Source organism: Advenella sp. EE-W14, from assembly GCF_012923605.1.
Lineage (GTDB): Bacteria > Pseudomonadota > Gammaproteobacteria > Burkholderiales > Burkholderiaceae_B > Advenella > Advenella alkanexedens.
The window spans coordinates 123,728-150,140 of the sequence record NZ_JAAVNG010000011.1 but is presented as its reverse complement, the minus strand read 5'-3'; the positions used below and the strand labels follow the sequence as shown (position 1 = coordinate 150,140).

The 26,413-nt window shown below is 49.0% G+C and carries 23 protein-coding genes and 1 rRNA gene; 15 read left to right on the top strand and 9 right to left on the bottom strand.

The genetic code is table 11. From position 1 onward, the window contains the following. Nucleotides 1-170 precede the first annotated feature (170 nt). The 3 genes from rrf (at nucleotide 171) to HCX92_RS10970 (ending at nucleotide 2,074) form a co-directional block, all read left to right on the top strand. Nucleotides 171-283, top strand: a 5S ribosomal RNA gene (gene rrf / locus HCX92_RS10980). A gap of 81 nt (nucleotides 284-364) precedes the next feature. After that, nucleotides 365-1,132 (top strand): sulfite exporter TauE/SafE family protein, encoded by a 768-nt coding sequence (locus tag HCX92_RS10975; RefSeq protein WP_169295003.1) that lies wholly within the window; start codon nucleotides 365-367, stop codon nucleotides 1,130-1,132. 288 nt (nucleotides 1,133-1,420) lie between these two features. Beyond that, nucleotides 1,421-2,074: a methyltransferase gene (locus HCX92_RS10970; RefSeq protein ID WP_246587423.1), complete on the top strand. Its 654-nt coding sequence runs from the start codon at nucleotides 1,421-1,423 to the stop codon at nucleotides 2,072-2,074. A gap of 56 nt (nucleotides 2,075-2,130) precedes the next feature. Here the strand turns inward: HCX92_RS10970 and HCX92_RS10965 are convergent, their stop codons facing one another. Continuing rightward, on the bottom strand, nucleotides 2,131-2,604 hold the full coding sequence (locus HCX92_RS10965; RefSeq protein ID WP_169295002.1) for a T6SS immunity protein Tdi1 domain-containing protein: 474 nt from the start codon (nucleotides 2,602-2,604) through the stop codon (nucleotides 2,131-2,133). Nucleotides 2,605-2,660: 56 nt separating this feature from the next. Continuing rightward, nucleotides 2,661-3,131, bottom strand: coding sequence for a TM2 domain-containing protein (locus HCX92_RS10960; protein ID WP_169295001.1), 471 nt, complete (start codon nucleotides 3,129-3,131; stop codon nucleotides 2,661-2,663). A gap of 108 nt (nucleotides 3,132-3,239) precedes the next feature. Here HCX92_RS10960 and HCX92_RS10955 point away from each other — a divergent pair, with 108 nt between their 5' ends. Together HCX92_RS10955 and cueR are read left to right on the top strand one after the other, a co-directional pair. Continuing rightward, nucleotides 3,240-5,513 carry a heavy metal translocating P-type ATPase gene (locus HCX92_RS10955; RefSeq protein ID WP_169295000.1) on the top strand — a complete coding sequence of 758 codons (2,274 nt, stop codon included), beginning with the start codon at nucleotides 3,240-3,242 and terminating at the stop codon, nucleotides 5,511-5,513. A gap of 18 nt (nucleotides 5,514-5,531) precedes the next feature. Then, the gene (cueR, locus tag HCX92_RS10950; RefSeq protein ID WP_169294999.1) at nucleotides 5,532-5,936 is read left to right on the top strand and encodes a Cu(I)-responsive transcriptional regulator; all 405 of its coding nucleotides are present in this window, start codon (nucleotides 5,532-5,534) and stop codon (nucleotides 5,934-5,936) included. Here the strand turns inward: cueR and HCX92_RS10945 are convergent. Continuing rightward, on the bottom strand, nucleotides 5,917-7,170 hold the full coding sequence (locus HCX92_RS10945; RefSeq protein ID WP_169294998.1) for a D-amino acid dehydrogenase: 1,254 nt from the start codon (nucleotides 7,168-7,170) through the stop codon (nucleotides 5,917-5,919). The two genes, cueR and HCX92_RS10945, sit on opposite strands and share 20 nt — an antisense overlap. A gap of 23 nt (nucleotides 7,171-7,193) precedes the next feature. After that, nucleotides 7,194-7,985 carry a ferritin-like domain-containing protein gene (locus tag HCX92_RS10940; RefSeq protein ID WP_169294997.1) on the bottom strand — a complete coding sequence of 264 codons (792 nt, stop codon included), beginning with the start codon at nucleotides 7,983-7,985 and terminating at the stop codon, nucleotides 7,194-7,196. 96 nt (nucleotides 7,986-8,081) lie between these two features. Between HCX92_RS10940 and HCX92_RS10935 the strand changes: the two genes are divergently transcribed. From HCX92_RS10935 to HCX92_RS10915, 5 genes are all read left to right on the top strand, one after another. After that, on the top strand, nucleotides 8,082-9,050 hold the full coding sequence (locus tag HCX92_RS10935; protein WP_169294996.1) for a D-2-hydroxyacid dehydrogenase: 969 nt from the start codon (nucleotides 8,082-8,084) through the stop codon (nucleotides 9,048-9,050). Between the two features lie 112 nt (nucleotides 9,051-9,162). Further along, the gene (locus HCX92_RS10930; RefSeq protein WP_169294995.1) at nucleotides 9,163-10,779 is read left to right on the top strand and encodes a GMC family oxidoreductase; all 1,617 of its coding nucleotides are present in this window, start codon (nucleotides 9,163-9,165) and stop codon (nucleotides 10,777-10,779) included. Nucleotides 10,780-10,981: 202 nt separating this feature from the next. Beyond that, nucleotides 10,982-11,773: a phosphoadenylyl-sulfate reductase gene (locus HCX92_RS10925; protein ID WP_169294994.1), complete on the top strand. Its 792-nt coding sequence runs from the start codon at nucleotides 10,982-10,984 to the stop codon at nucleotides 11,771-11,773. A 39-nt stretch (nucleotides 11,774-11,812) separates the two neighbouring features. Then, entirely contained in the window at nucleotides 11,813-12,763 is a 951-nt protein-coding gene (cysD, locus tag HCX92_RS10920; RefSeq protein ID WP_169294993.1) for a sulfate adenylyltransferase subunit CysD, read from the top strand. 24 nt (nucleotides 12,764-12,787) lie between these two features. Then, entirely contained in the window at nucleotides 12,788-14,092 is a 1,305-nt protein-coding gene (locus HCX92_RS10915) for a sulfate adenylyltransferase subunit 1 (RefSeq protein WP_169294992.1), read from the top strand. A 192-nt stretch (nucleotides 14,093-14,284) separates the two neighbouring features. On the opposite strand, the gene HCX92_RS10910 is transcribed toward HCX92_RS10915, so the two are convergent. Genes HCX92_RS10910 through HCX92_RS10895 form a run of 4 tightly spaced genes read right to left on the bottom strand, consistent with a single transcriptional unit; the run spans nucleotide 14,285 to nucleotide 18,157 of the window. After that, the gene (locus HCX92_RS10910) at nucleotides 14,285-15,352 is read right to left on the bottom strand and encodes a sulfate ABC transporter ATP-binding protein (protein ID WP_169294991.1); all 1,068 of its coding nucleotides are present in this window, start codon (nucleotides 15,350-15,352) and stop codon (nucleotides 14,285-14,287) included. A gap of 12 nt (nucleotides 15,353-15,364) precedes the next feature. After that, entirely contained in the window at nucleotides 15,365-16,276 is a 912-nt protein-coding gene (cysW, locus tag HCX92_RS10905) for a sulfate ABC transporter permease subunit CysW (protein WP_169294990.1), read from the bottom strand. Nucleotides 16,277-16,284: 8 nt separating this feature from the next. Further along, nucleotides 16,285-17,121 carry a sulfate ABC transporter permease subunit CysT gene (cysT, locus tag HCX92_RS10900; RefSeq protein ID WP_169294989.1) on the bottom strand — a complete coding sequence of 279 codons (837 nt, stop codon included), beginning with the start codon at nucleotides 17,119-17,121 and terminating at the stop codon, nucleotides 16,285-16,287. Between the two features lie 22 nt (nucleotides 17,122-17,143). After that, complete coding sequence (locus HCX92_RS10895) at nucleotides 17,144-18,157, bottom strand: sulfate ABC transporter substrate-binding protein (protein ID WP_169294988.1); 1,014 nt, start codon at nucleotides 18,155-18,157, stop codon at nucleotides 17,144-17,146. A 278-nt stretch (nucleotides 18,158-18,435) separates the two neighbouring features. Between HCX92_RS10895 and HCX92_RS10890 the strand changes: the two genes are divergently transcribed. Then, the gene (locus HCX92_RS10890; protein WP_169294987.1) at nucleotides 18,436-20,238 is read left to right on the top strand and encodes an ABC transporter ATP-binding protein/permease; all 1,803 of its coding nucleotides are present in this window, start codon (nucleotides 18,436-18,438) and stop codon (nucleotides 20,236-20,238) included. Between the two features lie 168 nt (nucleotides 20,239-20,406). On the opposite strand, the gene HCX92_RS10885 is transcribed toward HCX92_RS10890, so the two are convergent. Further along, nucleotides 20,407-20,787, bottom strand: a complete 381-nt coding sequence (locus HCX92_RS10885; protein ID WP_169294986.1) for a SirB2 family protein — start codon at nucleotides 20,785-20,787, stop codon at nucleotides 20,407-20,409. A gap of 148 nt (nucleotides 20,788-20,935) precedes the next feature. Between HCX92_RS10885 and HCX92_RS10880 the strand changes: the two genes are divergently transcribed. The 4 genes from HCX92_RS10880 to HCX92_RS10865 all read left to right on the top strand — a co-directional run bounded on the left by HCX92_RS10880 (nucleotide 20,936) and on the right by HCX92_RS10865 (nucleotide 26,356). After that, on the top strand, nucleotides 20,936-21,697 hold the full coding sequence (locus HCX92_RS10880; RefSeq protein WP_169294985.1) for a TSUP family transporter: 762 nt from the start codon (nucleotides 20,936-20,938) through the stop codon (nucleotides 21,695-21,697). Between the two features lie 142 nt (nucleotides 21,698-21,839). Further along, a complete protein-coding gene (gene rnr, locus HCX92_RS10875; RefSeq protein WP_169294984.1) occupies nucleotides 21,840-24,299 on the top strand; it encodes a ribonuclease R in 2,460 nt (819 codons plus the stop codon). Nucleotides 24,300-24,320: 21 nt separating this feature from the next. After that, nucleotides 24,321-25,061 (top strand): 23S rRNA (guanosine(2251)-2'-O)-methyltransferase RlmB, encoded by a 741-nt coding sequence (gene rlmB, locus HCX92_RS10870; RefSeq protein WP_169294983.1) that lies wholly within the window; start codon nucleotides 24,321-24,323, stop codon nucleotides 25,059-25,061. Nucleotides 25,062-25,090: 29 nt separating this feature from the next. Continuing rightward, nucleotides 25,091-26,356 (top strand): cystathionine gamma-synthase family protein, encoded by a 1,266-nt coding sequence (locus HCX92_RS10865; RefSeq protein ID WP_169294982.1) that lies wholly within the window; start codon nucleotides 25,091-25,093, stop codon nucleotides 26,354-26,356. Nucleotides 26,357-26,413: the final 57 nt, after the last annotated feature.

Sequence of the window (26,413 nt, the reverse complement as noted above, 5' to 3'; positions counted from 1 at the left end):
GAACATAGCGTTTCAAGTGTCGTTCAAACATCAAATCGTGTTCATGAAACCCATCATGGCCACGTCAATCCCAACACCAACAACGCATCGCAAATCCCCCACAATTACCTGACTTGTGCTTCTTCCAAATTGCTAACTGCATACACAGCAGTAAGCCATACCAGCTTACGCTTGACGACCATAGCAAGGTGGACCCACTCCTTCCCTTCCCGAACAGGACAGTGAAACGCCTTCGCGCCGATGATAGTGGATGGACATCCGTGAAAGTAGGTCATCGTCAGGCTCTTTATTACGAAAAACCCCTTCAGCACTACTGAAGGGGTTTTTTTATTGCCGGTCAAACTTGCTAAAAGGGTGAAAATAAATGTTTGAATGGCTGTTTTTACCTGAAGAAATAAGCAGAACTTTTGCAATTGTACTGATTTTTGCCAGTTTTTTAACATCTGCTTTAACAGCAGCCATGGGACTTGGCGGTGGGGTTGCCTTATTGGCCTTGATGGGGACTGGTATGCCAGTGGCTAGTGTGCTTCCAGTTCATGCTATTGTGCAATTGGGTTCAAACCTGGGACGAACCGTTATTCAGTTCAAATATATTGTCTGGCCATTGGTCTTATGGTTTGTGGTTGGCAGTATCGTTGGCGTGGCAATGGGTGGGCCGGTTGTCATGTATATTCCGGATACCTTTGCCAAACTCTTATTAGCGGCTTTTATTTTATGGTCTGTTTTTGGTGCCAAAATTAAACAGGCTTCATCTATTAGCAAAACATATTTTATTCTGGGGGGAGCATTAACCAGTTTTGCTGCCATGATTGTTGGCGCTGCAGGGCCTATGGTGGCGGCCTTGATCGCCTCCAAGGGATATATTAAACAGCCTTTGGTGGCAACACATGCGACTTGCATGGTTTTTCAGCATGGACTGAAAATTTTGGCCTTTGGTGCCTTGGGCTTCGCATTCGCCCAATGGGTGCCCATGCTTATTGCCATGATTGTCAGTGGTTTGGTGGGAACCTATATGGGTACCCGTTTACTTGATAATTTACCCGATAAAATCTTCCGATTGGGTTTCAGGGTAACAATGGTATTGTTAAGCTTGCAAATGATTTGGGGAGCTCTTCAATCTTTTTGGTTTTAATTTGTTTTCCATCTCATTACAGGCCTTTGATATAGGGAATAAGAAAAACCATTTTAATTAAAAATCCGTTAAATTGCATTTATTTTTAATTAAATATCCGAAAAAATCCATTAAATTGCGGCTATCTTTTTGGTTTTTGCTAAATAAGATTTATTTATGAAAATATGGGGTATAGTAACCAATGTGTATATTGAATTGCAGGGGGCTATGCTTACATCCATACCATATAAAACCAAATTACGTACTATTCATATTCCAGGGCAAGCACCCTTGGAAATTTTCACTTTATTGGATAAACAGCAATATTACGATCCCAATGGGGCTGCCCAGCGTTTGGGAATTTGTTCAGCCGCCTGGCCACTGTTTGGCATGTTATGGCCCTCAGGTTTGCAGCTGGCCATTAAAGTGACTAAAGAGCCGATAGACCCTGAACAGCGTATTTTGGAAATAGGGTGCGGTTTGGGGCTGGCCAGCATGACGGCTCATCGCTTGGGTCGAAATGTAACCGCGAGTGACCGGCATCCATTGGCAAAGCATTTTTTATATAAAAATCTTAAAAACAATGATTTACCGCCCATCAACTACCGTTATGGCCAGTGGGGCCCTAATAGGCCGGTTTCTTTGGCAGATACGGGCGCGCCGGTGTTATCTGGCCGCTATGACCTGATCATGGGTAGTGATTTGCTTTATGAGCCCAGCAGTCCGGGGCAGGTGGCGAAATATATCCATGAGCATGCGCAGGCCTGCTCGGAAGTTTGGGTGATGGATCCAAACAGGGGGTATAGAAACCGCTTCACAAGAGAAATGTCAGCGTATGGCTTTGAATTGGCGGAAGATAAAAAAATCCACCGTCCTTACGCTTTTAAGATTGATAATGTGCCCGAATCCTATTCGGGAAGATTCCTGCGCTATCAACGGGATATCAGCCCTTCATTGCTATAAGAGGGGGCCAGGCAAAAGCCTGGCAGGCATTGGATCAAAAAAGCGTATGAAGATGGTTATTCTTCACGGTTTTCAGTACCTTCTTCATCCATGTCTATCTTGCCAATTTCCTCCCATAGCATACCCATGTCTGAAAAGTGATGTTCAACATCAAATATTTCCAGATTGTCGCTGTGGTATTGGCCGCCCAGTACCGGTGGTGTTTTGAGGCCGTAAACGGTATTCGGTGGCAATTGATGATGCAATAATGGGGCGATCAGTTCACAGGAAAAATAATCAATCACAAAGGCTTCATCTTCGAGTAACTGCTGGAAGGACTCAAGGGAGTCGGCCAGTACTTCAAGTTCGCCGTCCAGGGTATCCAGGAAAAGGATGGCACCGTTATCTTTTTCGATCAGGAATGCATCACCGGTTTGGGTAATCATGATGATTTCCGTTTCAAAAGGAATGAGCCATTCCCAGGCTTTCAGCAGCTTTTTGCTGTCAATGGTGGAAGTGTCAATCACCAGGTCTTTGATATTTAATTGCATGGTATGAAAAACCGGGCTTGTGCCCGGTTGTAATAATGGATTAAGGATAGTTAAGATTATGCCTTAATATTGGCTTTGTATTCTTCATCATTCATGAAAATGTATCTGACAGCATCAATCAGGCCCAGAAATACCGATAATGGCAGCCAAATAAAACTGAGTAGCAGGTACAACAAACCCATACCTATATGACCGGCATAGAAACGGTGCGCACCCAGCCAGCCCAGAAAAACAGCCAGAAAAATGCCTATTTTTCGTGAGTTGGCCTGGTTGTTCATTTCCTCACCCTTGTTTTTGTAAATCCAGATACAAACAATGGCGGTAATGACAATGGCAACCACAATTTTCACCGGATGTCTCGAAACATAAAGTGAAATTGTCCAGTAAAGATCCTGGAAATTATAAATAACGATACCGGTAATTTGACTTAACCATTGTGCCAGGGCTGTAAACACACCTTCTCCGAAGGTCAGGCCGATGAGCACGATGATAAATACAATCACCGGTAGCAAAAATTTTTGCAGCATTAACAGTTTCTCCGTATGAGTCGGGCGCAAAACAGCTTGACCTTCCCATAGTGTGATGGTTGATAATAAATCAGTTAATATGGATTATCCTTTATTTTTGTGATTATCATGACAAATTCAAAGTTCTTAGATGTTTCTCCCCATTACGAGTTCGTGGTTCATGGCATGACGTGCGCCTCTTGTGTAAGGCGAGTTGAAAGATCGATTGCCAAAATCGAGGGTGTTGAGAAAGTTAATGTTAACCTGGCCTCGGAAACCGCCCATGTTGAATTGAGCAATCCCGCGGTCCAGGCCGGGCAGATTATCGCCGTTATTGGCAAGGCCGGTTACGAAGCCGCGCTTGTTGAACGGGCAGACAAGCAGACCCAGGAGCAAATGGAACATCGTCAACGTGAGATTGCAGACCTGAAACGGGACTTGATGGTCGCAGCTGTTTTTACGATTCCTGTCTTTATTCTTGAAATGGGCGGGCATGTCATTCCCGGTTTTCATCATTGGTTGCATGCTTTTCTGCCCATGCAAACCAGCTGGATCATTCAATGGGTTCTGACCACGATTGTACTGGCTTTTCCTGGGCGGCGCTTTTTTACACTAGGGGTAAAAAGCTTCATGCAAAAATCGCCGGACATGAATGCCCTGGTGGCCATTGGTGCCGGTAGTGCGTATGTTTATTCAGCCATTGTGACGGTCATGCCCGGGTTGATCCCTGAAAATTCCCGTTTTGTGTATTTTGAGGCGGCTGCAGTGGTTAGCACCCTGATCTTGTTGGGCCGTTACCTGGAAGCCCGCAGCAAGGGACAAACCGGTCAGGCGATTGCCCGTCTGATTGGTTTACAGGCTAAAACAGCGCACCTGATCGAAAACGGCCAGGTGCGCGATATCCCGCTGGACGAATTAAAGGTGAACGATACGGTGCTGGTCCGGCCTGGGGAAACCGTGCCGGCCGATGGGGTCGTGATCAGTGGCCAGGCGCATATTAATGAATCCATGATGACCGGTGAACCCTTGCCGGTTAGCAAGACAAGCGGTGATAAAGTGGTGGGCAGCACGGTCAGCACCAATGGCAGCTTAACAGTCAAAGTGGAGCAGGTGGGTGAAAACACGGTCTTGGCCAATATCATCAGGATGGTGCAGCAGGCCCAGGCCGATAAATTGCCGATCCAAAATATTCTGGATGTGGTAACCAGCCGCTTTGTGCCGGCGGTGCTGCTGGTGGCCGTCTTCACGTTTATGGCCTGGATGATTTGGGGCCCTGAACCTTTGCTGCCGCATGCCTTGACTGCTACTGTAGCTGTGTTGATTATTGCATGCCCATGCGCCATGGGTCTGGCCGTGCCGGTTTCCATTATGGTGGCAACAGGTCGTGCGGCACAGCTGAATATCCTGTTTCGCAAAGCCAGTGCCCTGCAGCTATTAAAAGACACCAAAGTGGTCGTATTTGATAAAACGGGTACTTTGACGCATGGCTGTCCCGAATTGACCGATTTATATGTGGTGGAGGGTTTTGAGCAGGCACAGCTATTGGCTCATGTCGCCGCTATTGAGCAGCAATCCGAACACCCGATTGCCCTGGCGATTGTGAAAGCGTCACAAGAACAGGCGCTGCATTTACCACAGGTGGATGACTTTCGCAATATTCTGGGGGCCGGCATTCAGGCCCGTATTGGTCATGATGCTTACTTGATTGGATCGGAAACATTCCTGGCCAGCCAGGGGGTGGATATAAGGGATCTGGCTGAAAAAGGCACGGAGTTTTCACATGCCGGCAAAACACCCATTTTTGTGGCGGTCAATACCCGGGCAGTCGGCCTGTTCGTGATTGCCGATACCGTTAAAAAAGATGCGGCAAGTGTCATCGCACATTTGCACAATATGAATATTAAAACCGTGATGTTAACAGGCGATAACACGCAAACAGCACAGGCCATTGCCCGTCAGTTGAAGATTGATAAGGTGTATGCCCAGGCCTTGCCGGATGATAAAGTCAAATATGTAAATCAGATTAAACAGGAAATGGGCACCTTGGTTTTTGTGGGGGATGGCATTAATGATGCACCGGCTCTGGCCAACGCCGATGTGGGTGTGGCCATTGGTACCGGTACGGACATTGCCATTGAATCTGCCGATGTCGTGCTCATGGGCAAAAACATCCAGAATGTGGCACATGCGGTTTCATTGTCAAAGGCAACGTTCAGGAACATTTACCAGAATCTGTTCTGGGCATTTTCCTACAATGTGGCGCTTATTCCTATTGCCGCTGGTGTGCTGTATCCGGCCTATGGCCTGGGGCTGTCACCGGTGTTTGCTGCGGCTGCCATGGCCTTGTCCAGTGTATTTGTTGTGAGTAATGCATTAAGATTACGCAGGTTCTCGGTGAAATAACCCGGCAGGAAAACGTCCATGAATATTGGAGAAGCAGCCAGGCAAACAGGCATCTCGGCAAAAATGATCCGTTATTACGAGGATATTGGTTTAATCCATCCGGTCCATCGTAGTGATTCGGGCTACCGGCAATATGCGGAAAAAGATTTGCATGCCTTGCATTTTATACGCCGCTCACGGGATCTGGGGTTTTCAATTGCACAGATCCAGGAGTTGCTGGCCTTGTGGAATGACCAGAGGCGTGCCAGTGCCGATGTCAAGCAAATAACCCAGCAGCATATAAAGGCATTGCAGACCAAGATTCGGCAATTACAGGCCATGGTGGATACCTTGCAGCACCTGAATCGGCATTGCTCGGGTGACCAGCGTCCCAATTGCCCGATATTGGAGGATCTTGGCCAGATTACGCATTGCTCAGATTGAACATTGCCTCGGGAATCGAAGGCGTTTTTTCGCTGATTTTCTCTGCCAGCAATTTGCCCGAGCCGGTCGCCAGGGTAAAGCCCAGTGCACCCTGGCCAATATTCAGCCACAGGTTTTTGTATTGGGTGCCATCAATAATGGGTTTGCCCTTGGGGGTGGCGGGACGTAAGCCGGCCCATTGTTCTGCCTGGGCGTAATTGCCGGCCTCGGGGAAAACTGCCCTGGCTTCGTTGATCAGGGTTTTAATGCGGCTGGGATCAATATTTTTATTCATGCCAACCAGGTCAGCCATGCCTGCAATACGCAGGCGTTTGCCAATACGGGCATAAACCACCTTACGTTCAAAATCGGTAATGTTGATACGCGGTGCCTGGCTATCGTTCTGGATAGGCAGGGTAAGACTGTAGCCTTTAAGCGGGCGTACAGGCACATCTATATGAAGGGGTTTAAGCAAGGCGGTACTTTCGCAACCGAGTGCCACCACGATATGATCGGCTGAAAGCGTTTGCCGGTTTTTAAGCATGACGCTGACGTGTGATGAAGCGTTTTTTTGCAAAAGGGCAATTTCCTGGTTGAAAATAAATTCAACCCCCCGGCTTAATAACACCGTTTTCAGGCTTTGGCAAAATTTAAAGCAATCGGCGGCCTCTTCACTGGGGGTATAAATGCCACCGGTAATCAGGTTTTTTAAGGGGGCAAGAGAAGGCTCTTTTTCGATGCATTCATCGGTGTTCAGGGCAAATTGTTCGCAACCCAGCTGGCGTTGGAAATCAAGCAATTGGACTGCGCTGTTGAAGGATTCTTTACTGCGGTGCAGCACCATTTTGCCTGAAGCCTGAAAATCCATGTCCAGTTTTTCGGTTTGCATTAACTGATGCAACAGATCACGACTAAGAAAGGAAAGTTGCAGCAGCTCACGGGTGGTTTTATCACTTTGGGTGGCGTTGCAGGCTTTCATGAAGCGCAGGTTCCAGCAGATATCGGCCGGATCCAGGCTGGGCCGGAAGCGCAATGGAGAGTTGGGGTCAAGCAGCCATTTGGGGACTTTGCCAATGATGCCCGGACCCGCCAGCGGGGCAACATAGCTGTAAGAAAGCTGGGCACCGTTGGCATAGCTGGTTTCAAGACCGACATCGGGGTTTTTATCAAGAATACTTACTTTATGACCTTGTTCAGTAAGGTAGTATGCTGTTGTCAAACCGATTACACCTGCACCTAAAATAAGTATTTCCATGGTTATTCCTGTGTATGAAACGATTAATCCGAGCTGAGCCAGGCCAGTTCTTCATCGGTAAAGCCCGCCTGTTTTCTGGCCTTTACGTTAAGGGGGCCTTTGGGTTTTGCCACATGGTAAGTGTGTACCATGTTGGCATAAGTGGCAATGGGGTCTTTTCCGGTTTGCTGGCACATGTAAAGATACCATTTGTTGCCTAATTCCACATGTCCCACTTCATCACGCAAAATAATATCCAGGATTTTGACGCCTTCGTGGTCATTGATGCTGGCCAGCTTGTTTTGTATGACCGGTGAAACATCCAGGCCACGTGCCTCAAGGGTTCTGGGAACCAGGGCAAGCCGGGCCATGAGATCGTTGGCGGTTTTTTCACATATTTCCCATAAACCGTTATGAGCCGTGAAATCACCGTACTCGTACCCCAGATTGCGTAAATGATCCCGAACCAGCGAGAAATGATAGGCTTCTTCCTTGGCAACCCGCAGCCAGTCGCGGTAAAAATCATCAGGCAAATCGGCAAAACGCCAGATAATATCCAGCGCCAGATTAATGGCATTGAATTCGATGTGGGCAATCGCATGAATAAGTGCCGCTTTGCCCTGTTCACTATGCACGGAACGATAGGTGACTTTTTGTGGCGGAACCAATTCGGGGCGCAAGGGGCGGCCCGGAATAGTCTGGCTTGGTGGTGTTATTACCTGTGTGTGAAGGAGGGTATCAAATGAAATTTTTTGGACAGCCGCAATTTTTTCATCAGGATCTGAAATGATCAGCGCCTGAAGGGCACTTTCACGAAGGGAAAGGGGGGAGGACATAAAACAATCATTCTTGGAGATGGTTGGTATTGACCCTATTTTAGCTAAATAAGGCTGATGATATAGTGAATGGTTTTAGTGTTGTGGATTATTATCATGAGTCGTGTTCCCCATATTGTATTTCTGGATCGAGCCACCATTCCGGATTTTATCCGGTTAAAACCCTTTGCTTTTGAGTGTAGGGTGGATATGCATGACAATACGCAGCCCCATCTGGTGGCCGAACGTATTGAAAATGCCGACATTGTGATTACCAACAAGGTCATGATTGATAATGACAGCCTGTCTCGTGCGGCCAGCCTGAAACTGATTGCGATTTCTGCAACCGGCACGAATGTCGTCGATCTTAGAGCCTGTGAAGTCAAGGGGTGTGTGGTCAGCAATATTCGAAATTATGCGGTCAATAGTGTGCCAGAGCATGTTTTGGCGCTTATTTTTGCCTTGCGCAGAAGTCTTATTCCCTATCATGCTTCTGTCAAGGCCGGACGTTGGCAACAAAGCGGTCAGTTTTGTTATTTTGATTATCCTATCAAGGACTTGGCCAATAGTACCCTGGGTATTTTGGGTTCGGGGGCCTTAGGCTCCTCCCTGGCCAGTCTGGCCAGGGGCTTGGGCATGAAAACCGTTTTTGCCTCACGTAAAGGGCAGGCACCACGTGATGAGAACTATCGCCCTTTTGATGAAGTACTTGAAACGTCAGACATTCTGAGCCTGCATCTGCCATTGACACCAGAGACCCGGAATATGATTTCAGACCCTGAGTTTGACAGAATGAAACCCTCTGCCTTGCTGGTGAATACCGCCAGAGGCGGTCTGGTTGATGAGGAGGCACTGGTGCGGGCTATTAAAGACGGGAAGATTGGTGGTGCGGCATTTGATGTGGTGACCACTGAACCCATGCCCGATTCACATCCGTTTATGGCATTGATGGATTATCCCAATTTTATTTTGACACCACATGTGGCATGGGCCAGTGAAGAAGCCATCCAGGCATTGGCTGACCAGTTGATTAATAACATTAATTCTTTTGTGCGGGGAGAAATTCGCAATCAGGTGTTCTCGTAATCATGTTGCCGGTGATGATGGATAGGTGTTTGCCCTTGTTGTGTCAAAAATTGTAAAGTTCTATGCTGGTTTCGCTTTCTTTGAAGTAAAAAACAGCGTCTCAGAGGCGGATATGCAAAATCAGAAACCGGTTTTATTTGGAGAGTTTGATTACATTATCGTAGGGGCTGGTTCGGCCGGGTGCCTGCTTGCCAACCGTTTATCTGCAAACCCCGAAAACAGGGTTTTATTGTTAGAAGCGGGAGGATCGGATTCCTGGCATTGGCTGCATATTCCGGTGGGATACTTGTATTGTATCGGCAATCCGCGAGCCGACTGGTGTTTTAATACAAGAGCTGATGCGGGACTGCATGATCGCAGTATTGCTTACCCACGTGGGCGGGTGCTGGGGGGCAGTTCGGCCATTAATGGCATGATTTATATGCGCGGACAAAAGCAGGATTACGACTATTGGGCCAGTCTGGGTAATGCCGGCTGGGCCTGGGATGATGTGCTGCCTTTGTTCAAAGCGTTTGAAAACCATCATTTAGGCAGTAATGACTGGCATGGTGCCAATGGGGAATTGCGGGTGGAAAGCCAACGCCTGCGTTGGGACATCCTGGATGCCTTCAGGGCTGCTGCTGCCCAGGCCGGTATTGCACCCATTGATGATTTCAATCGTGGTGATAATGAAGGCAGTGCTTATTTTGAGGTGACTCAAAAAAAAGGCTTGCGTTTCAGTGCGGCAAAGGCTTTTCTGCATCCGGTCAAGTCGCGGAAAAACCTGACGGTTCTTACGCATGCCATCTGTGATCGTATCGTCTTTGAGGGTAAGCGGGCACGGGGTATTCAGTATTATATTAATGGCAAACTGTATCAGGCCAACGCAGCGGCAGAACTGGTCTTGTCAGCCGGTGCCATTGGTTCAGTGCAAATATTGCAACGCTCGGGGGTTGGCCCGGCTTCTTACCTGAATAAACTGCAGATTCCGGTCGTGCATCATGCTCCGGGGGTTGGTAAAAACCTTCAGGACCATTTGCAATTGCGCATGATTTATAAAGTGTCTGGGGTAAAGACGCTGAATAAAATGATGCAATCCCCCCTGCAAAAGGCCTGGATGGGCCTGCAATATGCTTTGTTCCGCAAGGGGCCTTTAACCATGGCGCCTTCCCAATTGGGGGTTTTTGCCCGCTCCTCTGATGAGCAGGGCAGTGCCAATCTTGAATACCATGTGCAACCCCTGTCCCTGGAAAAGTTTGGCGAGCCTTTGCATACTTTTTCTGCCTTTACGGCTTCGGTGTGCAATTTAAGGCCTACCAGCCGGGGTGAGGTGAATATCGTTTCACCTGCCTGTCACGACAAGCCCGATATCATATGCAACTACTTAAGTACCGATGAAGATATACGGATCGCCGTGCATAGTCTGAAACTGACCCGAAGAATAGTGTTTCAGGATGCTCTGGCAAAATATGATCCCATCGAATATAAACCGGGCACCATCTATCAAACAGAAGAAGATCTGGTCAGGGCTGCCAGTGAAATTGGCACCACCATTTTTCATCCGGTAGGAACATGTCGTATGGGGGTCGATGATAAAGCCGTGGTGGATCCGGAACTCAGGGTTAAGGGTCTGAGCGGATTGAGGGTGATTGATGCCTCTATCATGCCCCGGATTACATCGGGCAATACCAATGCACCTGTCATGATGATTGCCGAAAAAGGAGCCAGAATGATCCTGGCATCACGTTAGTCTATTCTTTTATTTGATTTTGGCCTGATTATTTCAGGCTTCATGAAAATGCCATGGATATAGCCTGTTTGAATATGCAAAGAAGTATTAGTTAGTTTGCGTTCGAGCGCTAACTCTATATTATAAAAACCTGATTTGTTATACCGAACCAGAATATAAATTGCAATATGCAAGAGGTTTGGTTTTTAAATTTAGGTTAACCATGTCTTTACAAACAGTCAGTGATTTTGCAGGAGGGTTTGAGCAGCCTCTGTTATGGTCACCCCCCAAAGGTCGTGTCAGCGCTACATTATTACAGGATAAAAGGGCGGTGCTGACAGAGCGGCTTCGTTTCATTGCCGGCAGTCATTCCCGCGTGAGGTTGGCTTCCAGTTTATCGGCAGAAGACCAGGTGTTGGCCGATATTATTTTGACAGACCTGAAAAATACCGTGAATCAGGGCATTGATATTTTTACGCTGGAAACCGGACGTCTGCACCAGGAAACCCTGGCTTTGCTTGAGCAGGTAAAACAGCGTTATGGCTATGAAATCAAACTGTACCGTCCTGAAACCGGGGCGCTGGCCGAATATGTGAATACTTATGGCCTTAACGGGTTTTACGATAGTCTTGAAGCCCGTAAAAAATGCTGTCAGATAAGAAAAATCGTTCCGCTTGACCAGGCACTGGCACAGGCTGATGCCTGGATTACGGGACAACGCCGTGAGCAATCGGTAACTCGCACTGAGCTTGCTTTGCAAGAGCAGGATACGGCCAGAAATATCCTTAAATATAACCCCTTGTTTGACTGGACAGAGGCAGAGCTTTGGGCTTATGTCGATTTTTACGATTTGCCGGTTAATGTGTTGCACGACAAGGGTTACCCGAGTATTGGCTGTGAACCCTGTACCAAGGCGGTTCGTGCCGGTGAAGACCCTCGTGCCGGACGCTGGTGGTGGGAATCGCGGGACAGCAAGGAATGTGGCCTGCACGTCAGCCCGGCCCCCACAGCGTAAGCAGTAACCATGGAAATTTTAAGAACACCAGGATGAGTAATGAATAGCATAACTGAGACCGTGCATTTTGAGAAAGCACAATTGCATACCGAACATCTGAAACGGCTGGAAACCGAATCGATTTATATTATTCGTGAGGTGGTGGCCGAGTGCCGTTCACCGGCTTTGCTGTTTTCGGGCGGTAAGGATTCCGTGGTCTTGTTGCATCTGGCCATGAAGGCATTCCGGCTGGGAAATCGCAAGCTGAACCTGCCATTCCCGCTGGTGCATATTGATACCGGACATAATTACCCTGAAGTGATCGCCTTTCGCGATGAGCTGGTTAAAAAATATGGTTTGAACCTGGTGGTGGGGCATGTGGAAGACTCCATTCGCAAGGGTACCGTACGCTTGCGCCGTGAGAATGATTCGCGTAATGCCGCACAGGCCGTGACCTTGCTGGAAACCGTGGAGGAAAACGGCTTTGATGCCTTGATGGGGGGTGCCCGCCGCGATGAAGAAAAAGCGCGTGCCAAAGAGCGTATTTTTTCTTTCCGTGACGAGTTTGGTCAGTGGGATCCGAAGAACCAGCGCCCTGAGTTGTGGGACTTGTATAACGCCCGGATTCATCCCGGTGAGCAAATCCGCGTTTTCCCGATTTCAAACTGGACCGAGCTGGATATCTGGCAATACATTGAACAGGAAAACTTGAGCCTGCCTTCCATTTACTATGCCCATGAGCGTGAAGTGGTGCGTCGTAATAATTTGCTGGTGCCGGTAACGTCCTTAACGCCTAAAAAAGACGATGAGCAAAGCGAAGTGCTGACCGTACGCTTCCGTACCGTGGGCGATATCAGTTGCACCTGCCCGGTCTTAAGTACAGCGGCTTCACCGCAAGCCATTATCGAGGAAACCGCGATTACGGAAATTACCGAGCGCGGTGCCACTCGCATGGATGACCAGACCAGTGAAGCGTCAATGGAAAAACGCAAAAAAGAAGGTTACTTCTGATAAAGATTGGATAGTGAGAAAGATATGACAGAAAGAACAAATACCCGGGGCTTGTTGCGTTTCATTACCGCTGGCTCGGTGGATGATGGTAAAAGCACACTGATTGGCCGTTTGTTATATGACAGCAAATCGGTACTGACAGACCAGTTGCAAGCGATCCAGAAAGCCCGCCATAAAAGAACAGCCGGCGAACAGATTGATTTTTCTTTGCTGACTGACGGCCTGGAGGCTGAACGTGAGCAGGGCATTACGATTGACGTCGCTTACCGTTATTTTTCAACAGCAAACCGCAAGTTCATTATTGCGGATACCCCCGGGCATGAACAGTACACCCGTAATATGGTGACAGGCGCTTCTACCGCCGATGCCGCGATTGTGTTAATTGATATTGTGCGGGCCATTAAAGAAAATGGTGAGTTTGAATTGCTGGCGCAAACCAAGCGTCATACTGCCTTGATTAAACTGCTGGGTATCCGTCACGTATTGGTGGCAGTCAATAAAATGGACTTGGTGGGGTTTGATGAAGGGCGCTTCAATCAGGTAAAAACCGCTTATCTGGCATTGGCTCAGCAGCTTGGGCTGGATGCAAGCCAGATTCACTTCATTCCCGTATCGGCCCTGGGGGGCGACAATATCGTTTTCAAGAGCGCGCAAACCCCTTGGTATGATGGTGAGCCATTGTTATCTATTCTGGAGTCGCTGGATAATGGGGAGGAAGATGAGCTGAATACGCCTGAGGCCCTGCGCCTGCCGGTGCAACTGGTGATTCGCCAGGATGGCTCACAGGCGGATGACTTCAGAGGTTATATGGGCAAGGTAGCCCAGGGCAGCGTGTATGTGGGCCAGCAGATCAGGGTATTGCCCGCCAACCAGACAGCAACTGTCACAGAAATTATCACCCCCGACGGTAACGTGCAACAGGCATTGAAAGATGGTACGGTTACCATCCGCCTTGATGTGGATATTGATATTTCCCGTGGCGACATGCTGGTGGATGCACAGGCCGAGGTTGATTCTAGCAATACGCTGTCTGCCAATATCTGCTGGTTTGATGAATTCCCCTTGAACCTGAAAAGAAAGTATCTGCTGAAACATACCTCAGCCACCGTGCCGGTACGTGTTAACCAGATCCATCATGTGCTGGATGTACAAACCCTGCTGGACACGGCTGACAAAGAACAGCTGGGCTTGAATGATATTGGCAAGGTGGGCCTGTCTTTGCAAAAACCGCTGGTGGTGGATGCTTACGCACAAAACCAGATTATGGGTTCGTTTATCCTAATTGATGAAGCCAGCAATAACACGGTGGCGGCGGGTATTATTAATTAAGCTGTAGGCGTCCCCACGCAGGAGCATGGGGACGAGTCTTAAACACAGCCACTTTCCTGGCTTTCACATACACATTATCGCCCGGCATTAAGCCCAGGCTGTACTGGTTCCCATGCTCCTGCGTGGGAACCTTTGTCCATTTTCGTATTTGTGTCCAGACTCTCACACCTTGAGTATGGGAATCTGAATCACTCAAACACTGGCCGGGTCAAACACAGCCACTTTCCTGGCTTTCACATACACATTATCACCCGGCATTAAGCCCAGGCTACGGTAGCGTTCTTTGGTGAGGACCACTTCAATATTCTCGTCCCGGCCGTCGCGGGCAATTTCAACGCGGACAATCGGGCCAATGGAGTGGATATGTTCTATTTGGCCATGACCCAGGGCATTGGCAGCATCAAGGCTGATTTCAATGTCGTGCGGGCGGATGTAGGCAATGGCTTCGGTCCCGGTAAAATGTGCGCTGTGCTGGCTGATTTCATGACGGAAGTCTCCGCTGGTGAAATGCTTGTCCTGGATTCGGCCGTGGAAAAGGTTCACGTCGCCCAGGAACTGGGTCACAAACGGGCTGGCCGGAGTGTCATAAATCTCATCGGGGCTGCCTACCTGTTCAATCTTGCCGTGATTCATCACGACCACACGGTCGGATACCTCCAGGGCTTCTTCCTGGTCATGGGTCACGAAAATACTGGTCAGGTTGATATCATCATGCAGTTGGCGCAGCCAGCGGCGCAGGTCTTTGCGTACCTTGGCATCCAGGGCACCAAAGGGTTCGTCCAGCAATAATACTTGTGGTTCTACCGCCAAAGAGCGGGCCAGGGCAATACGCTGGCGCTGGCCGCCAGACAATTGTGACGGGTAGGCATTGGCCAGCCAGTCCAGTTGTACCATTTTCAGTAAAGCCATGACTTTTTCCCGGATGGCTTCGGGAGAGGGACGCTCTTTGCGTGGCTTAACATTCAGGCCAAAGGCGATGTTGTCGAACACGGTCATGTGCCGGAACAGGGCATAATGCTGGAAAACAAAACCGATCTGGCGTTTGGAGACATGGGTATCGGTACTGTCTTGCCCGTTAAAAATGATTTTGCCCGAATCGGCCTTTTCAAGACCGGCAATGATGCGCAGCAGGGTGGTTTTACCGCAACCTGAAGGGCCCAGCAGGGCAAGCAGTTCACCGCTGTTGATGTCCAGGTTGATGTTGTCAAGCGCCGTAAACCCGGCAAACTTTTTTGAAATGTTTTGAACTTCTATACTCACGATAATTCCTGTTTATGATGCGGTTGCAACCTGCCGGGCAGGCATGGCAAATGCGGTTTTGGCAGACTTTGTGCGTGCCAGGGAGCGCGCGACCAGTGTATTTTGTCGCCACTCGATAATTGTTTTGATAACCAAGGTGGCAATAGCCAGCAAAGCCAGTACGGAAGCACATACAAATGCCCCGGCGATATTGAATTCATTATAAAGAATCTCGACATGAAGTGGGATGGTATTGGTAGCGCCGCGAATATGACCGGAAATAACACTGACGGCACCAAATTCACCCATGGCACGGGCATTGGTCAAAATAACGCCATACAGCAGTCCCCACTTGATCTTGGGAAGGGTGACTTTCAGAAAAGCCTGTAAACCGTTGGCGCCCAATACCATGGCCGCATGTTCCTCGTCCGAGCCCTGTGCCTGCATTAAGGGAATCAGTTCACGGGCCACAAAGGGAAAGGTCACAAATGTGGTGGCAATCACAATACCGGGGACGGCAAAAATTATTTTAAAATCATGCTCAATCAGCCAGGTACCCAGGGTGGATTGGCTGCCAAACAGTAACAGGTACATGAGACCGGCCACGACCGGTGAGACCGAGAAAGGCAAGTCGATGAGGGTAATTAAAAAGCTTTTGCCACGGAAGTTGAAGTGGGCAATCGCCCATGCCGCACAGGCCCCAAAAACCACATTCAGGGGGACGGCAATGGCGGCAGTGAGCAATGTTAATGAGATGGCGGCCATCGCATCACTATGCTGGATCGTCGTCAGGTAAAATTCAAATCCTTTGGAAATGGCTTCGCTGAAAATCAGGAAAAGGGGCAGTGCAATAAATATGAAGACAAAAGCCAGCGCGATGGTGGTTAATATCCATCGCGTCAAGGGCTGTTCTGTCCGGAAATCGGGCGTAGAGGAGTGGCTCATGGTTTTCTTTAATTCATGCCATAACGGCGGTTGCTCCAGCGCTGGATGAGGTTAATCAGAAGCAGGACAAGAAAGGAAATAAGAAGCATGGTAACGGCAATCGCGGTTGCCCCGTTGTAGTCAAACTGTTCAAGTTTGGCGGTAATCAGTAAAGGGGCAATTTCAGATACCATGGGAATATTGCCGGCAATAAAAATCACCGAACCGTATTCACCTGCTGCTCGGGCAAATGCCATGGCAGCCCCGGTCAGCAGGGCAGGTGTAATGGCCGGAAAAATTACTTTGCTGAAAATCTGCCAGCGGCTGGCCCCCAGGCAGGTCGCGGCATCCTCCAGTTCAACCTCAAGGTCTTCCAGCACGGGTTGTACGGTACGCACAATAAAAGGCAGGCTGATAAAAATAAGCGCTACCGTAATACCAGCGGGCGTAAAGGCTACTTTGATATCCAATTTTTGCAAAACCTGGCCAATCAGACCATTGGGGGCGTAAAGGGTGGTAAGCGCAATACCGGCAACCGCCGTGGGCAGGGCAAATGGCAGGTCAATAAAGGCATCCACAATTTTTTTGCCCGGGAATGTGTAACGAACCAGTACCCAGGCGGTAATCAGTCCAAATACCAGATTAACCAGTACGGCGGCCAGTGAGGTGCCAAAAGTGATTTTCAGGGCATGAAGCACCCGTTCGGAACCCACGACTTCCAGAAAATTGCCCAAGCCAAGTTGCCCGGCCTGCCCGAAAAGAACCGCGAAGGGAATCAGAACAATCAGGCATAACCATAATAAAGAAATGCCAAACGTCAGACCAAAACCGGGCAGGACCGAATATTGTTTTTGTAAAATATTCATCTAAACTCAATATAAGCGGTGCTTATTTTTTGATGTAAATCTGGTCAAATATGGCGTTATCGGCAAAATGCTTGTTATTGACCGCATCCCAGCCACCCAGCTCCTTGATGGATACGGTTTCCAGTTTTGGAAACTGTTTGGCGGCTTCTTCTTCCAGGGATTTATCGGTTGGACGATAAAAATGTTTAATTCCCACTTTTTGAGCCTCTGGGGTATAAAGGAAGTTCAGGTAAGCGGTTGCCACTTCACGGGTGCCCCGTTTGTCCACCACGGAATCCACCAGGGCTACGGGTGGTTCAGCCAAAATGGACAGGCTGGGCACCACAATATCAAACTGGCCGGTGCCCAGTTCTTTCTGGGCCAGAAACGCTTCGTTTTCCCAGGCCAGTAAAACATCTCCAATCTGGCGCTGTACAAATGTCAGGGTTGAACCCCGTGCACCGGAATCAAGAACGGGTACATTTGCATACAGTTTGTTCAGATAGTCTTTGGCGCTTTCTTCGGTGGCACCAGGCTGGCGCAAGGCCCATGACCAGGCTGCCAGGTAGTTCCAGCGTGCGCCTCCTGAGGTTTTGGGGTTGGGCGTAATGACCTGCACGCCGGGCTGGGCCAGATCACCCCAGTCCTTAATGTTTTTCGGGTTGCCTTTACGCACCAGGAAAACAATGGTAGAGGTGAAGGGGGTGCTGTTATGGGCAAAGTTCTTTTCCCAGTCGGGATTAAGGCGATTGCCGGTTTTGGCAATCGAATCGATATCAATTGCCAGGGCAAGGGTCACCACGTCTGCGTCCAGTCCGTTGGCAACAGAACGGGCCTGTGAACCTGAACCGCCATGGGATTGCTTGATCGTCAGGGTATCACCGGTTTTTTCTGTCCATTGTTTGGCAAAAATATTATCCAGTTCCTGATATAACTCACGGGTTGGATCATAAGAGACATTAAGCAGCGTTATATCTTTCGCGCACGCATAAGCAGAACTTAGTCCCAACATAATGGCAAGGGCGGTCAATTTCGTTTTTTTAAATCCGTAGGTCATATCAATCCTTCTGTTTTATGCAGTGTGAGGTATGGCTTAATGTCGTGTTAATGCAAGTGTAGAGACAGCGGCATAAAATCAGAACGAAAAAAAATTGATATTTATATGCTTAACGGCTATAAGCGAAACAGAAGCTGGTGCCGATTAAAATAGTTGGCATTTGAATAGGCATTATTTTTTTTAACTACTATTTAATGCCTACTTCAGGTAAAGTGATGAACTTTATTGCCGATGGCAGACTCTATTTGCCCATGAGAAAAAAATGATAAGGAGTATCAATGAATTGGGGCCAAGAATTACAAGACAGTGCGCTTTGGATCTTGCAGGCTTTTGTAATCTCATCAGTCATGCTGGGACTGGTGGGTTTCATTCTGGTTAAAACAACCAAATGGGCAGGGCAGTTCTGGTTGTTGGCGGGTGATTACTTCAATCCCAAAAACAGCCTGCGTCCTTTATTGACATTTGGGGTGATTCTGTTTTTAAGCCTGTTCGGTGTGCGGGTCAGCGTGCTGTTCTCGAACTGGTACAACACGATGTATACCGCGTTGCAAGAACTGAATGAAGACGGATTCTGGATCCAGATGGGGGTGTTTGCCATACTGGCCGCGATCCATATCTCCCGGGTGCTGGTGTCTTATTATTTGCAACAGAGCTTCACCATCAGGTGGCGTGAGTCCCTGAATGAATCCCTGCTTTCGCAATGGCTGGAAAAAAGCAGCTATTATCGCTCTCATTATCTTGAAACACCGGCCGATAACCCCGATCAACGTATCCAGCAGGACGTGTCCAGTTTTGTAACCACGTCCCTGACGCTTTTGCTGGGTTTGGTCAGCTCCCTGGTTTCAGCCGTTGCCTTTACCATTATTCTTTGGGGGCTGTCCGGTGATTTAACCGTTTTGGGATTCACCCTGTCAAAAGGGATGGTCTTTGCCCTGTTTATTTATATCCTGATTGCCACGGTCTTTGCCTTCAAGATCGGGCGTCCGCTTATTCGCCTGAGCTTTCTTGATGAACGTTTTAATGCGGATTACCGTTATTCACTCGTGCGTGTGCGTGAATATGCCGAAAGCATTGCTTTTTATAAGGGTGAAGCGATTGAAGGGCAGAAACTGCGCAACCGTTTTGCCCGAGTGATTGGTAATGTATGGGCCATTGTTTTTCGTTCAGTCAAACTCCAGGGGTTCAACTTGCTGGTGTCGCAAACCGCGGTTATTTTCCCTTTCATTATTCAGGCAAAAAGGTTTTTTTCCCAGCAAATTACGCTGGGTGCGATGATCCAAACGGCGCAAGCCTTCGGTACTTTGCACGACAACCTGTCATTTTTCCGTGATGCCTATGATACGTTTGCCGGTTACCGGGCGGTTCTGGATCGTTTAAGCGGTTTTGTGCAAAATTCCCGTGCCGCTGATAAATTGCCGGTTCCTGAGGTCAAGGTAGAGCAGGATACGGTTGCGCTGCGTAATGTCAGCATTACCACACCATCGGGCAAATGCCTGGTAAAGGACTTGTCTTTTGTGGTGGAGCCTGGTCACTCTTTGTTGCTGCAAGGTCCTTCGGGGTCGGGTAAAACCACCATTCTGCGAACGATTGCCGGTTTGTGGCCTTATTCGAAAGGGCAGGTGGTGCGGCCTGATAATCAGGTATTGTTTTTGTCGCAAAAACCTTATTTGCCAGAAGGTTCATTGCTGGATGTGCTGTACTATCCCAACGAAGTACCTGAGGATGGTCATGAGCAGGCCCGCAAAGTCTTGCAGGATGTGAATCTGGGGCACTTGGTCAATCGTTTGGATGAAGTGGTGAGCTGGACCAATATTCTTTCCTTGGGCGAGCAGCAAAGAATTGCGTTTGGCCGTTTGCTGCTGGCCAAACCGGTTGCCGCATTCATAGACGAAGCCACCTCAGCGATGGATGAGGGTCTTGAAGATGCCATGTACCGGCTGATTGCCGAACGACTGCCTGAATTGCGTCTGATTAGTGTGGGGCATCGCAGCACCCTGTACGCACATCATACGCATTTACTGTATTTGCGTGGAGAGGGCATCTGGGACTTCAAGCCTTTGCAGGCTGAGGCAACGGCTTAAGGCCCAAGGCGCTGTTTTCCGGGTTGGGCCGCCTGTTTTAGCGTTCTTTTGCCGGCTTTGGAAAACAGCTGAAAAATCAACCGTTTAAAAAAACCGTCTTCGCCGCAAACCGGATGATATCCAAATGCGATAAAGGCGGTTTTGTTGTTATTGTGCCAGATCTTTCGTTTAAACGAACCAGGACAGGGCGCTTTTGTTAATGGCGGCACCAATGATATACAGGAAAATCAGGCCGGCAATAACGGTGGCAATTAATTTTTGCACAGGCGTTTTTCCTCGTTTGATGGCTATTGTGCCCACGCCAATATAGGCAATCAGCGCCACTATTTTGGCAAGAATAAAGGGTTGGTTGGGCCCGATCATGGCTGCCAGGATAAAACCGCATATGAGCAGGACGGAATCAATCACATGCGGAGCCACCTTGACAAAGCCGATGTGCAGCATGCGTGAGCCTGTAATTGACCAAAAGGCGCGAATCAGGAAAAAAGTGATGCTCAGATAGGCACAGGTCATGTGTAGGTGCTTGATGGGTAGATAATAATCAGCCATAATCTCGATTTTAAAAAAGTCAAATACTGGAAGTTGAATATTTTAACTGATGGATATTGTTTTTGATTTTTTACCCTACGGTTTATCGGCTTAATGCGTTCGGATTGGCGTTTTTCTGATATTCAAGTCTTTTTTATCCGGATGCAGCATGGATTTTGTTGTTGGGCCTGATGTTTTACTGATTCTTTTCCTGGTTGCCATGCTGGCCGGTTTTGTCGATACCATCGCCGGTGGCGGTGGCCTGATCACTATTCCGGTGTTATTGCTGGCCCAGGTTCCTCCCATTAATGCCTTGGCCACCAATAAGTTGCAAGGCAGTTTTGGGACACTGACTTCCTCGCTGACCATGCTCAGAAAAAGAGTCGTGCGCTTTGAGGATGTTTGGAAACCGGCGCTTTTGGCTTTTGCAGGGGCAGCATTGGGTACTTTTATCATTCAGCTGGTTGATGTCTCGGTGCTGGATATTGTGATTCCTGTTGTGCTGATAATGATCGGGCTGTATTTCTTATTTACGCCGTCTGCCGGCAAGCTGGAGCGGTCGCCACGCATGAACGCCAGGCTTTTCAATTGTACCGTTGTGCCACTTATTGCTTTTTATGATGGTGTTTTTGGTCCGGGAACCGGTTCCTTCTTTTCCCTGGCCAATGTGGCGTTACGGGGACAGCAAATCATCAAGGCAACGGCCAATGCCAAGGTGTTTAATTTTGCCAGCAATGTCGCTTCAGTAGCACTTTTTGTGCTGGGTGGCAAAGTCTTGTGGCTGATCGGTGGTATCATGATTGTTGGGCAAATAATTGGTGCTTATGCCGGTTCTTTAATGGTCATCAGTCATGGCAGCAAGTTTATTCGTCCGCTTATTGTGCTGGTCTGTTTTGTCATGGTCACCCGTTACCTGCTTGAAAAACTTTAGAAAACAGCAGGTGGTTGGCCGCTGATTTTTCAAATGGCAGGGCCGTCATGTAAGTATCATAAAGCCGTAATAGGATAGTATGGTTTTATAAGCATTTATTGCATCATAAATCATAAATTGAAATAACCAGGAAGTGACTGTATTGGCAAATCGAACCACCACAAAAAACCCGACAAACAGGCCTGCCCAGGCAAACAGTTCTCTTACGGACAGCACGCCAGACTTTGATCCCGATGTTCCAAGCCGTGAAAATATTCTTCAGGTGTTCCGGGATTCAAAACTTCCCCTGAACGTGAATGCCCTGATTGGCGCATTCGGGCTGTCTCGAGACGCCAGCATTGTGGGGCTTGAAAGACGTTTGGGTGCCATGCAAAGAGATGGTCAGCTTGAGCAAACGCCAAGTGGTTGGCAGCTGTCCCAACAGAAAAATTTTGTAATCGGTAAAGTCCAGGGGCATCGGGATGGATTCGGTTTTCTGATTCCAGAAGACGGTTCACAGGATTTGTTCCTGTCACCCCGTGAAATGCTGAAGGTCTTGCACGGCGACCGGGTCCAGGTAAAACCCACGGGTGAATATAAAGGCAAGCTTGAAGGCACCATTGTAGAAGTTCTGGAGCGCGGCACAACACGGCTGGTAGGTCGTTTGCTGCATGAGCAGGGTCTTTATGTCGTGGTGCCCGAAGACCAGCGTATCAAGCACGACATCATTGTACAGAATGCAGACCTGGGCGGGGCCCGGCACGGGCAGGTGGTGACGGTTGAGATTATTCAGCAGCCAACCCGCCATACCCAGCCCTTGGGGAAAATCATTGAAGTGCTGGGTGAAATTGATGACCCGGGTATGGAAATTGAAATTGCGGTGCGCAAATTTGATGTCCCGGTTGAGTTTTCCGATACCACCCTCATACAGGCGGAAAGCCTGCCCGATGAGGTGCAGCCCCAGGATCTTAAAGGCCGTATCGATTTGCGGGATGTACCATTCATCACGATTGACGGTGAGGATGCCCGTGACTTTGATGATGCCGTATATGCCGAGGTGGTAAACATCGGTACTGAGAAACGCCGAAAAATGGCATGGCGGCTTTTAGTGGCCATTGCCGATGTTTCCCATTATGTCAAACCTGGCGATGCCATTGACCGGGATGCCATAGAGCGCGGAACCAGTGTGTATTTCCCGCGCCGGGTCATTCCCATGTTGCCCGAAAAGCTTTCCAATGGTCTGTGCTCCCTGAATCCGGAGGTCGACCGTCTGGTTCTGGTGTGCGATATGGTTATTCCCATGACGGGGGCCAAAGCGGGAACAGTGACGGCATACCAGTTTTACAATGCGGTTATCAACTCACATGCGCGTACCACTTATACGCAAATCTGGAATGCCTTGCAGCAGCCAACGGGCCCCGCGGGTACCGAATTGGGCGATTTGCTGCCACATGTCCAGGATTTATATGCTTTATATGAGGCGCTTGAGAAAAAACGCGAACAGCGTGGAGCGATGGATTTTGACACCATCGAAACCCGGATTCTCTGCAATGAAATGGGCAAGATAGAGCAAATTGTTCCGTTTATCAGGAATAATGCGCATAAGTTGATTGAAGAATGCATGTTGGCAGCTAACACCTGTGCAGCCGATTTCGTATTAAGAAACAAACGGCAGGGACTGTACCGTATTCATGAGGGCCCAACGCCTGAAAAACTCGAGGCCTTGCGTGAGTTCTTGCGTACCATTGGATTGACGCTGGGCGGGGGCGACGATCCTTCCGGCAAGGACTATGCCGCTGTGCTTGATGCCGGGCGTTCACGCCCCGACTTCCAGATTATTCAGACCATGTGTCTAAGATCCATGCAGCAGGCCATGTACAGTCCTGACAACGTAGGGCACTTTGGTCTGGCGTATGAACAATATACGCATTTCACTTCACCCATTCGCCGTTATCCTGACTTGCTCACGCATCGGGTTATCAAGTCTATTCTTGCTCACCGGCACTATACCCCCGAGTTGTCGGGTGTACCCAAAGAGCCGGGTGAAACCCATAAAGAGCATGAACATGCTGTCTGGGATAGTCTGGGAATGATGCTGTCTGCGTACGAGCGTCGGGCTGATGATGCCTCACGCGATGTGGAGGCCTGGCTTAAATGCTGGTATGTGCGTGAGCATGTGGGTGAAGTTTTCAGTGGACGGGTAAGCGGTGTTGCGCCTTTTGGCTTGTTCGTCACACTTGAAACCCTGTTTGTTGAGGGGTTGGTGCATGTTTCGGAATTGGGTACCGACTATTTCCAATACAATGAAGGCTTGCACGAATTGCGCGGAGAGCGCACGGGTATGCGTTACCGCTTGACGGATCCGGTGCAGGTGCAGGTGACACGGGTGGATCTGGAGGCCCGGCGAATTGAGTTTTCGCTGGTCAAGGGCACCACTTTCGAGTCATTGCGTAAAGATGCCCAGCGTGCTGAGTCCGCGCCGCGGCAGTTAAAGCGCCCGGCCAAGCCCAAACCCGAAGCCCTGAAGGGGCAAAACGCACATCAAAGACGGGCAGAGCTGAAAAAGTCAACTCGACCCGCTACCGTGCAAAAAAACAAAAAATCAACGCGTAAGCGAAGGTAAATACAAAGGTAATCAATTTATATGTCAAGCAGTCAAATTCTGGCAGGATTTCATGCGGTAGTTGCCCGCATGCGCCATGCACCCGATTCAATCCGGGAAATATATATCGAAGCATCACGCAAAGACAAGCGCATGCAAAGCCTGGTTGATCAGGCGGAAAAAAACAAAATCCGCATTCATCCGGTTCCTGTGGAGCGTCTTGATGGTCTGGCCAAAGGTGTTCGTCACCAAGGTGTGGTGGCGTTGGCCGAACATAAGCAGCTGGCGGTCAATATTGATGACGTCCTGGATGTGATCGAGGGGCCTGCTCATTTGTTGATTCTGGACGGTGTGACCGATCCTCATAACCTGGGCGCGTGCCTGCGTACGGCCGATGCTGCCGGGGTTCATGCCGTGATTGCGCCCAAGGACAAGGCGGTGGGCATTAATGCCACCGTTCAGCGTGTGGCCTGTGGTGCCGCCGATACCGTTCCTTACATCATGGTAACCAATCTTGCCCGAACCATGCGTCAGCTCAAAGAGCGGGATGTCTGGCTGATAGGCACCGATGACCAGGCCAGCGGCACCTTTCATGATGTGGATGCTACCCGTTCCATTGCCTGGGTCATGGGGGCGGAGGGTGAGGGAATGCGACGTCTGACACGGGAAACCTGTGATGAGCTGGTGCGTATTCCCATGCAGGGGTCGGTTGAAAGCCTTAACGTCAGTGTAGCCAGTGCGGTTTGTCTGTTTGAAACTGTCCGTCAGCGCCAGGTAAAATAAATTAAAATTCAATCTTTCACAGTCATATCATGTCAAAAAACGAACATAGCGGGTTTACCACCTCCATCCTTCACGCGGACCGTCGTAAAGCGGTCGAGCACGGTGCCATTCACAAGCCATTGCATACCTCAACCGAATACGCTTTTGCCGATGCCAGAGAGCTGGCGGCGGTTTTTCAGGGTAAGTCGGGCTATACCTATGCCCGACAGGGAACCCCGACTACAGCCGCGCTTGAAGACAAAATCACCTTGATGGAAGGGGGTATTGGTTCAGTCACTTTTGCGACGGGTATGGCGGCCTTGTCTTCCATTTTCATGACGCTGTTAAAACAGGGAGATCATCTGGTTTCCAGTCAGTTTGTTTTTGGCAATACCAACAGCCTGCTGGGAACGCTTGACCGGCTTGGCGTAACAGTGACTTTTGTGGATCCTACCGATGCGCAACAGGTCAAAGATGCCATTCGTCCCGAAACAAAAATGGTGTTTACCGAAACCATTGCCAATCCGGGAACGCAAATTGCCGATTTGTCGGCCATTGGTGATATTTGTGAAACGCATAAGCTGGTGTATGTGATAGACAATACCTTAACCTCACCGTGGTTGTTGCAGGGAAAAAGCGTCAAGGCCTCCCTGGTCATGAATTCATTGTCCAAATATATCTGTGGTCATGGCAATGCATTGGGTGGTGCCGTTACCAATACAGGTTTATACGACTGGTCTGGTTATGCCAATATTTATGATAGCTATAAAACCGGTCCTGCAAACACCTGGGGCCTGACCCAAATCAAGAAAAAAGGTTTGCGTGACATGGGAGCAACGCTTTCGTCCGATGCGGCCCACCGTATTGCCGTGGGCGCTGAAACACTTGCTTTAAGGCTGAAGCAGTCCTGTTCAAATGCATTGGCGCTTGCCCGTTTTCTTGAAACCCATCCTGGAATCGCCAGTGTGCGTTATCCCGGCTTAATCCAGCATCCGCAGCATGAACGTGCGGCTATCCTGTTTAACAATCGTTTTGGTGCGTTGCTGGGCGTCGAGCTTGTCGATGGCATTGATTGCTTTGAATTTTTGAATAGGTTGAATGTGGTTGTGCTGGCCACGCATTTGGGCGATGCCAGGACGCTGGCTTTACCTGTGGCGCATACCATTTATTACGAGATGGGGCCTGCCCGAAGGGCTGAGATGGGTATTGGTGATAATTTGCTGCGTGTTTCTGTCGGTATTGAAGATGAGGAAGACCTGATCAATGATTTCAGGCAGGCACTTGCACAATGCATGAATGACGCGTCATTAAGGTAGAGCGTGGTTTTGATCGACCTTGTACGGGTGTATAAAAAATCATACAAATTAATTGCT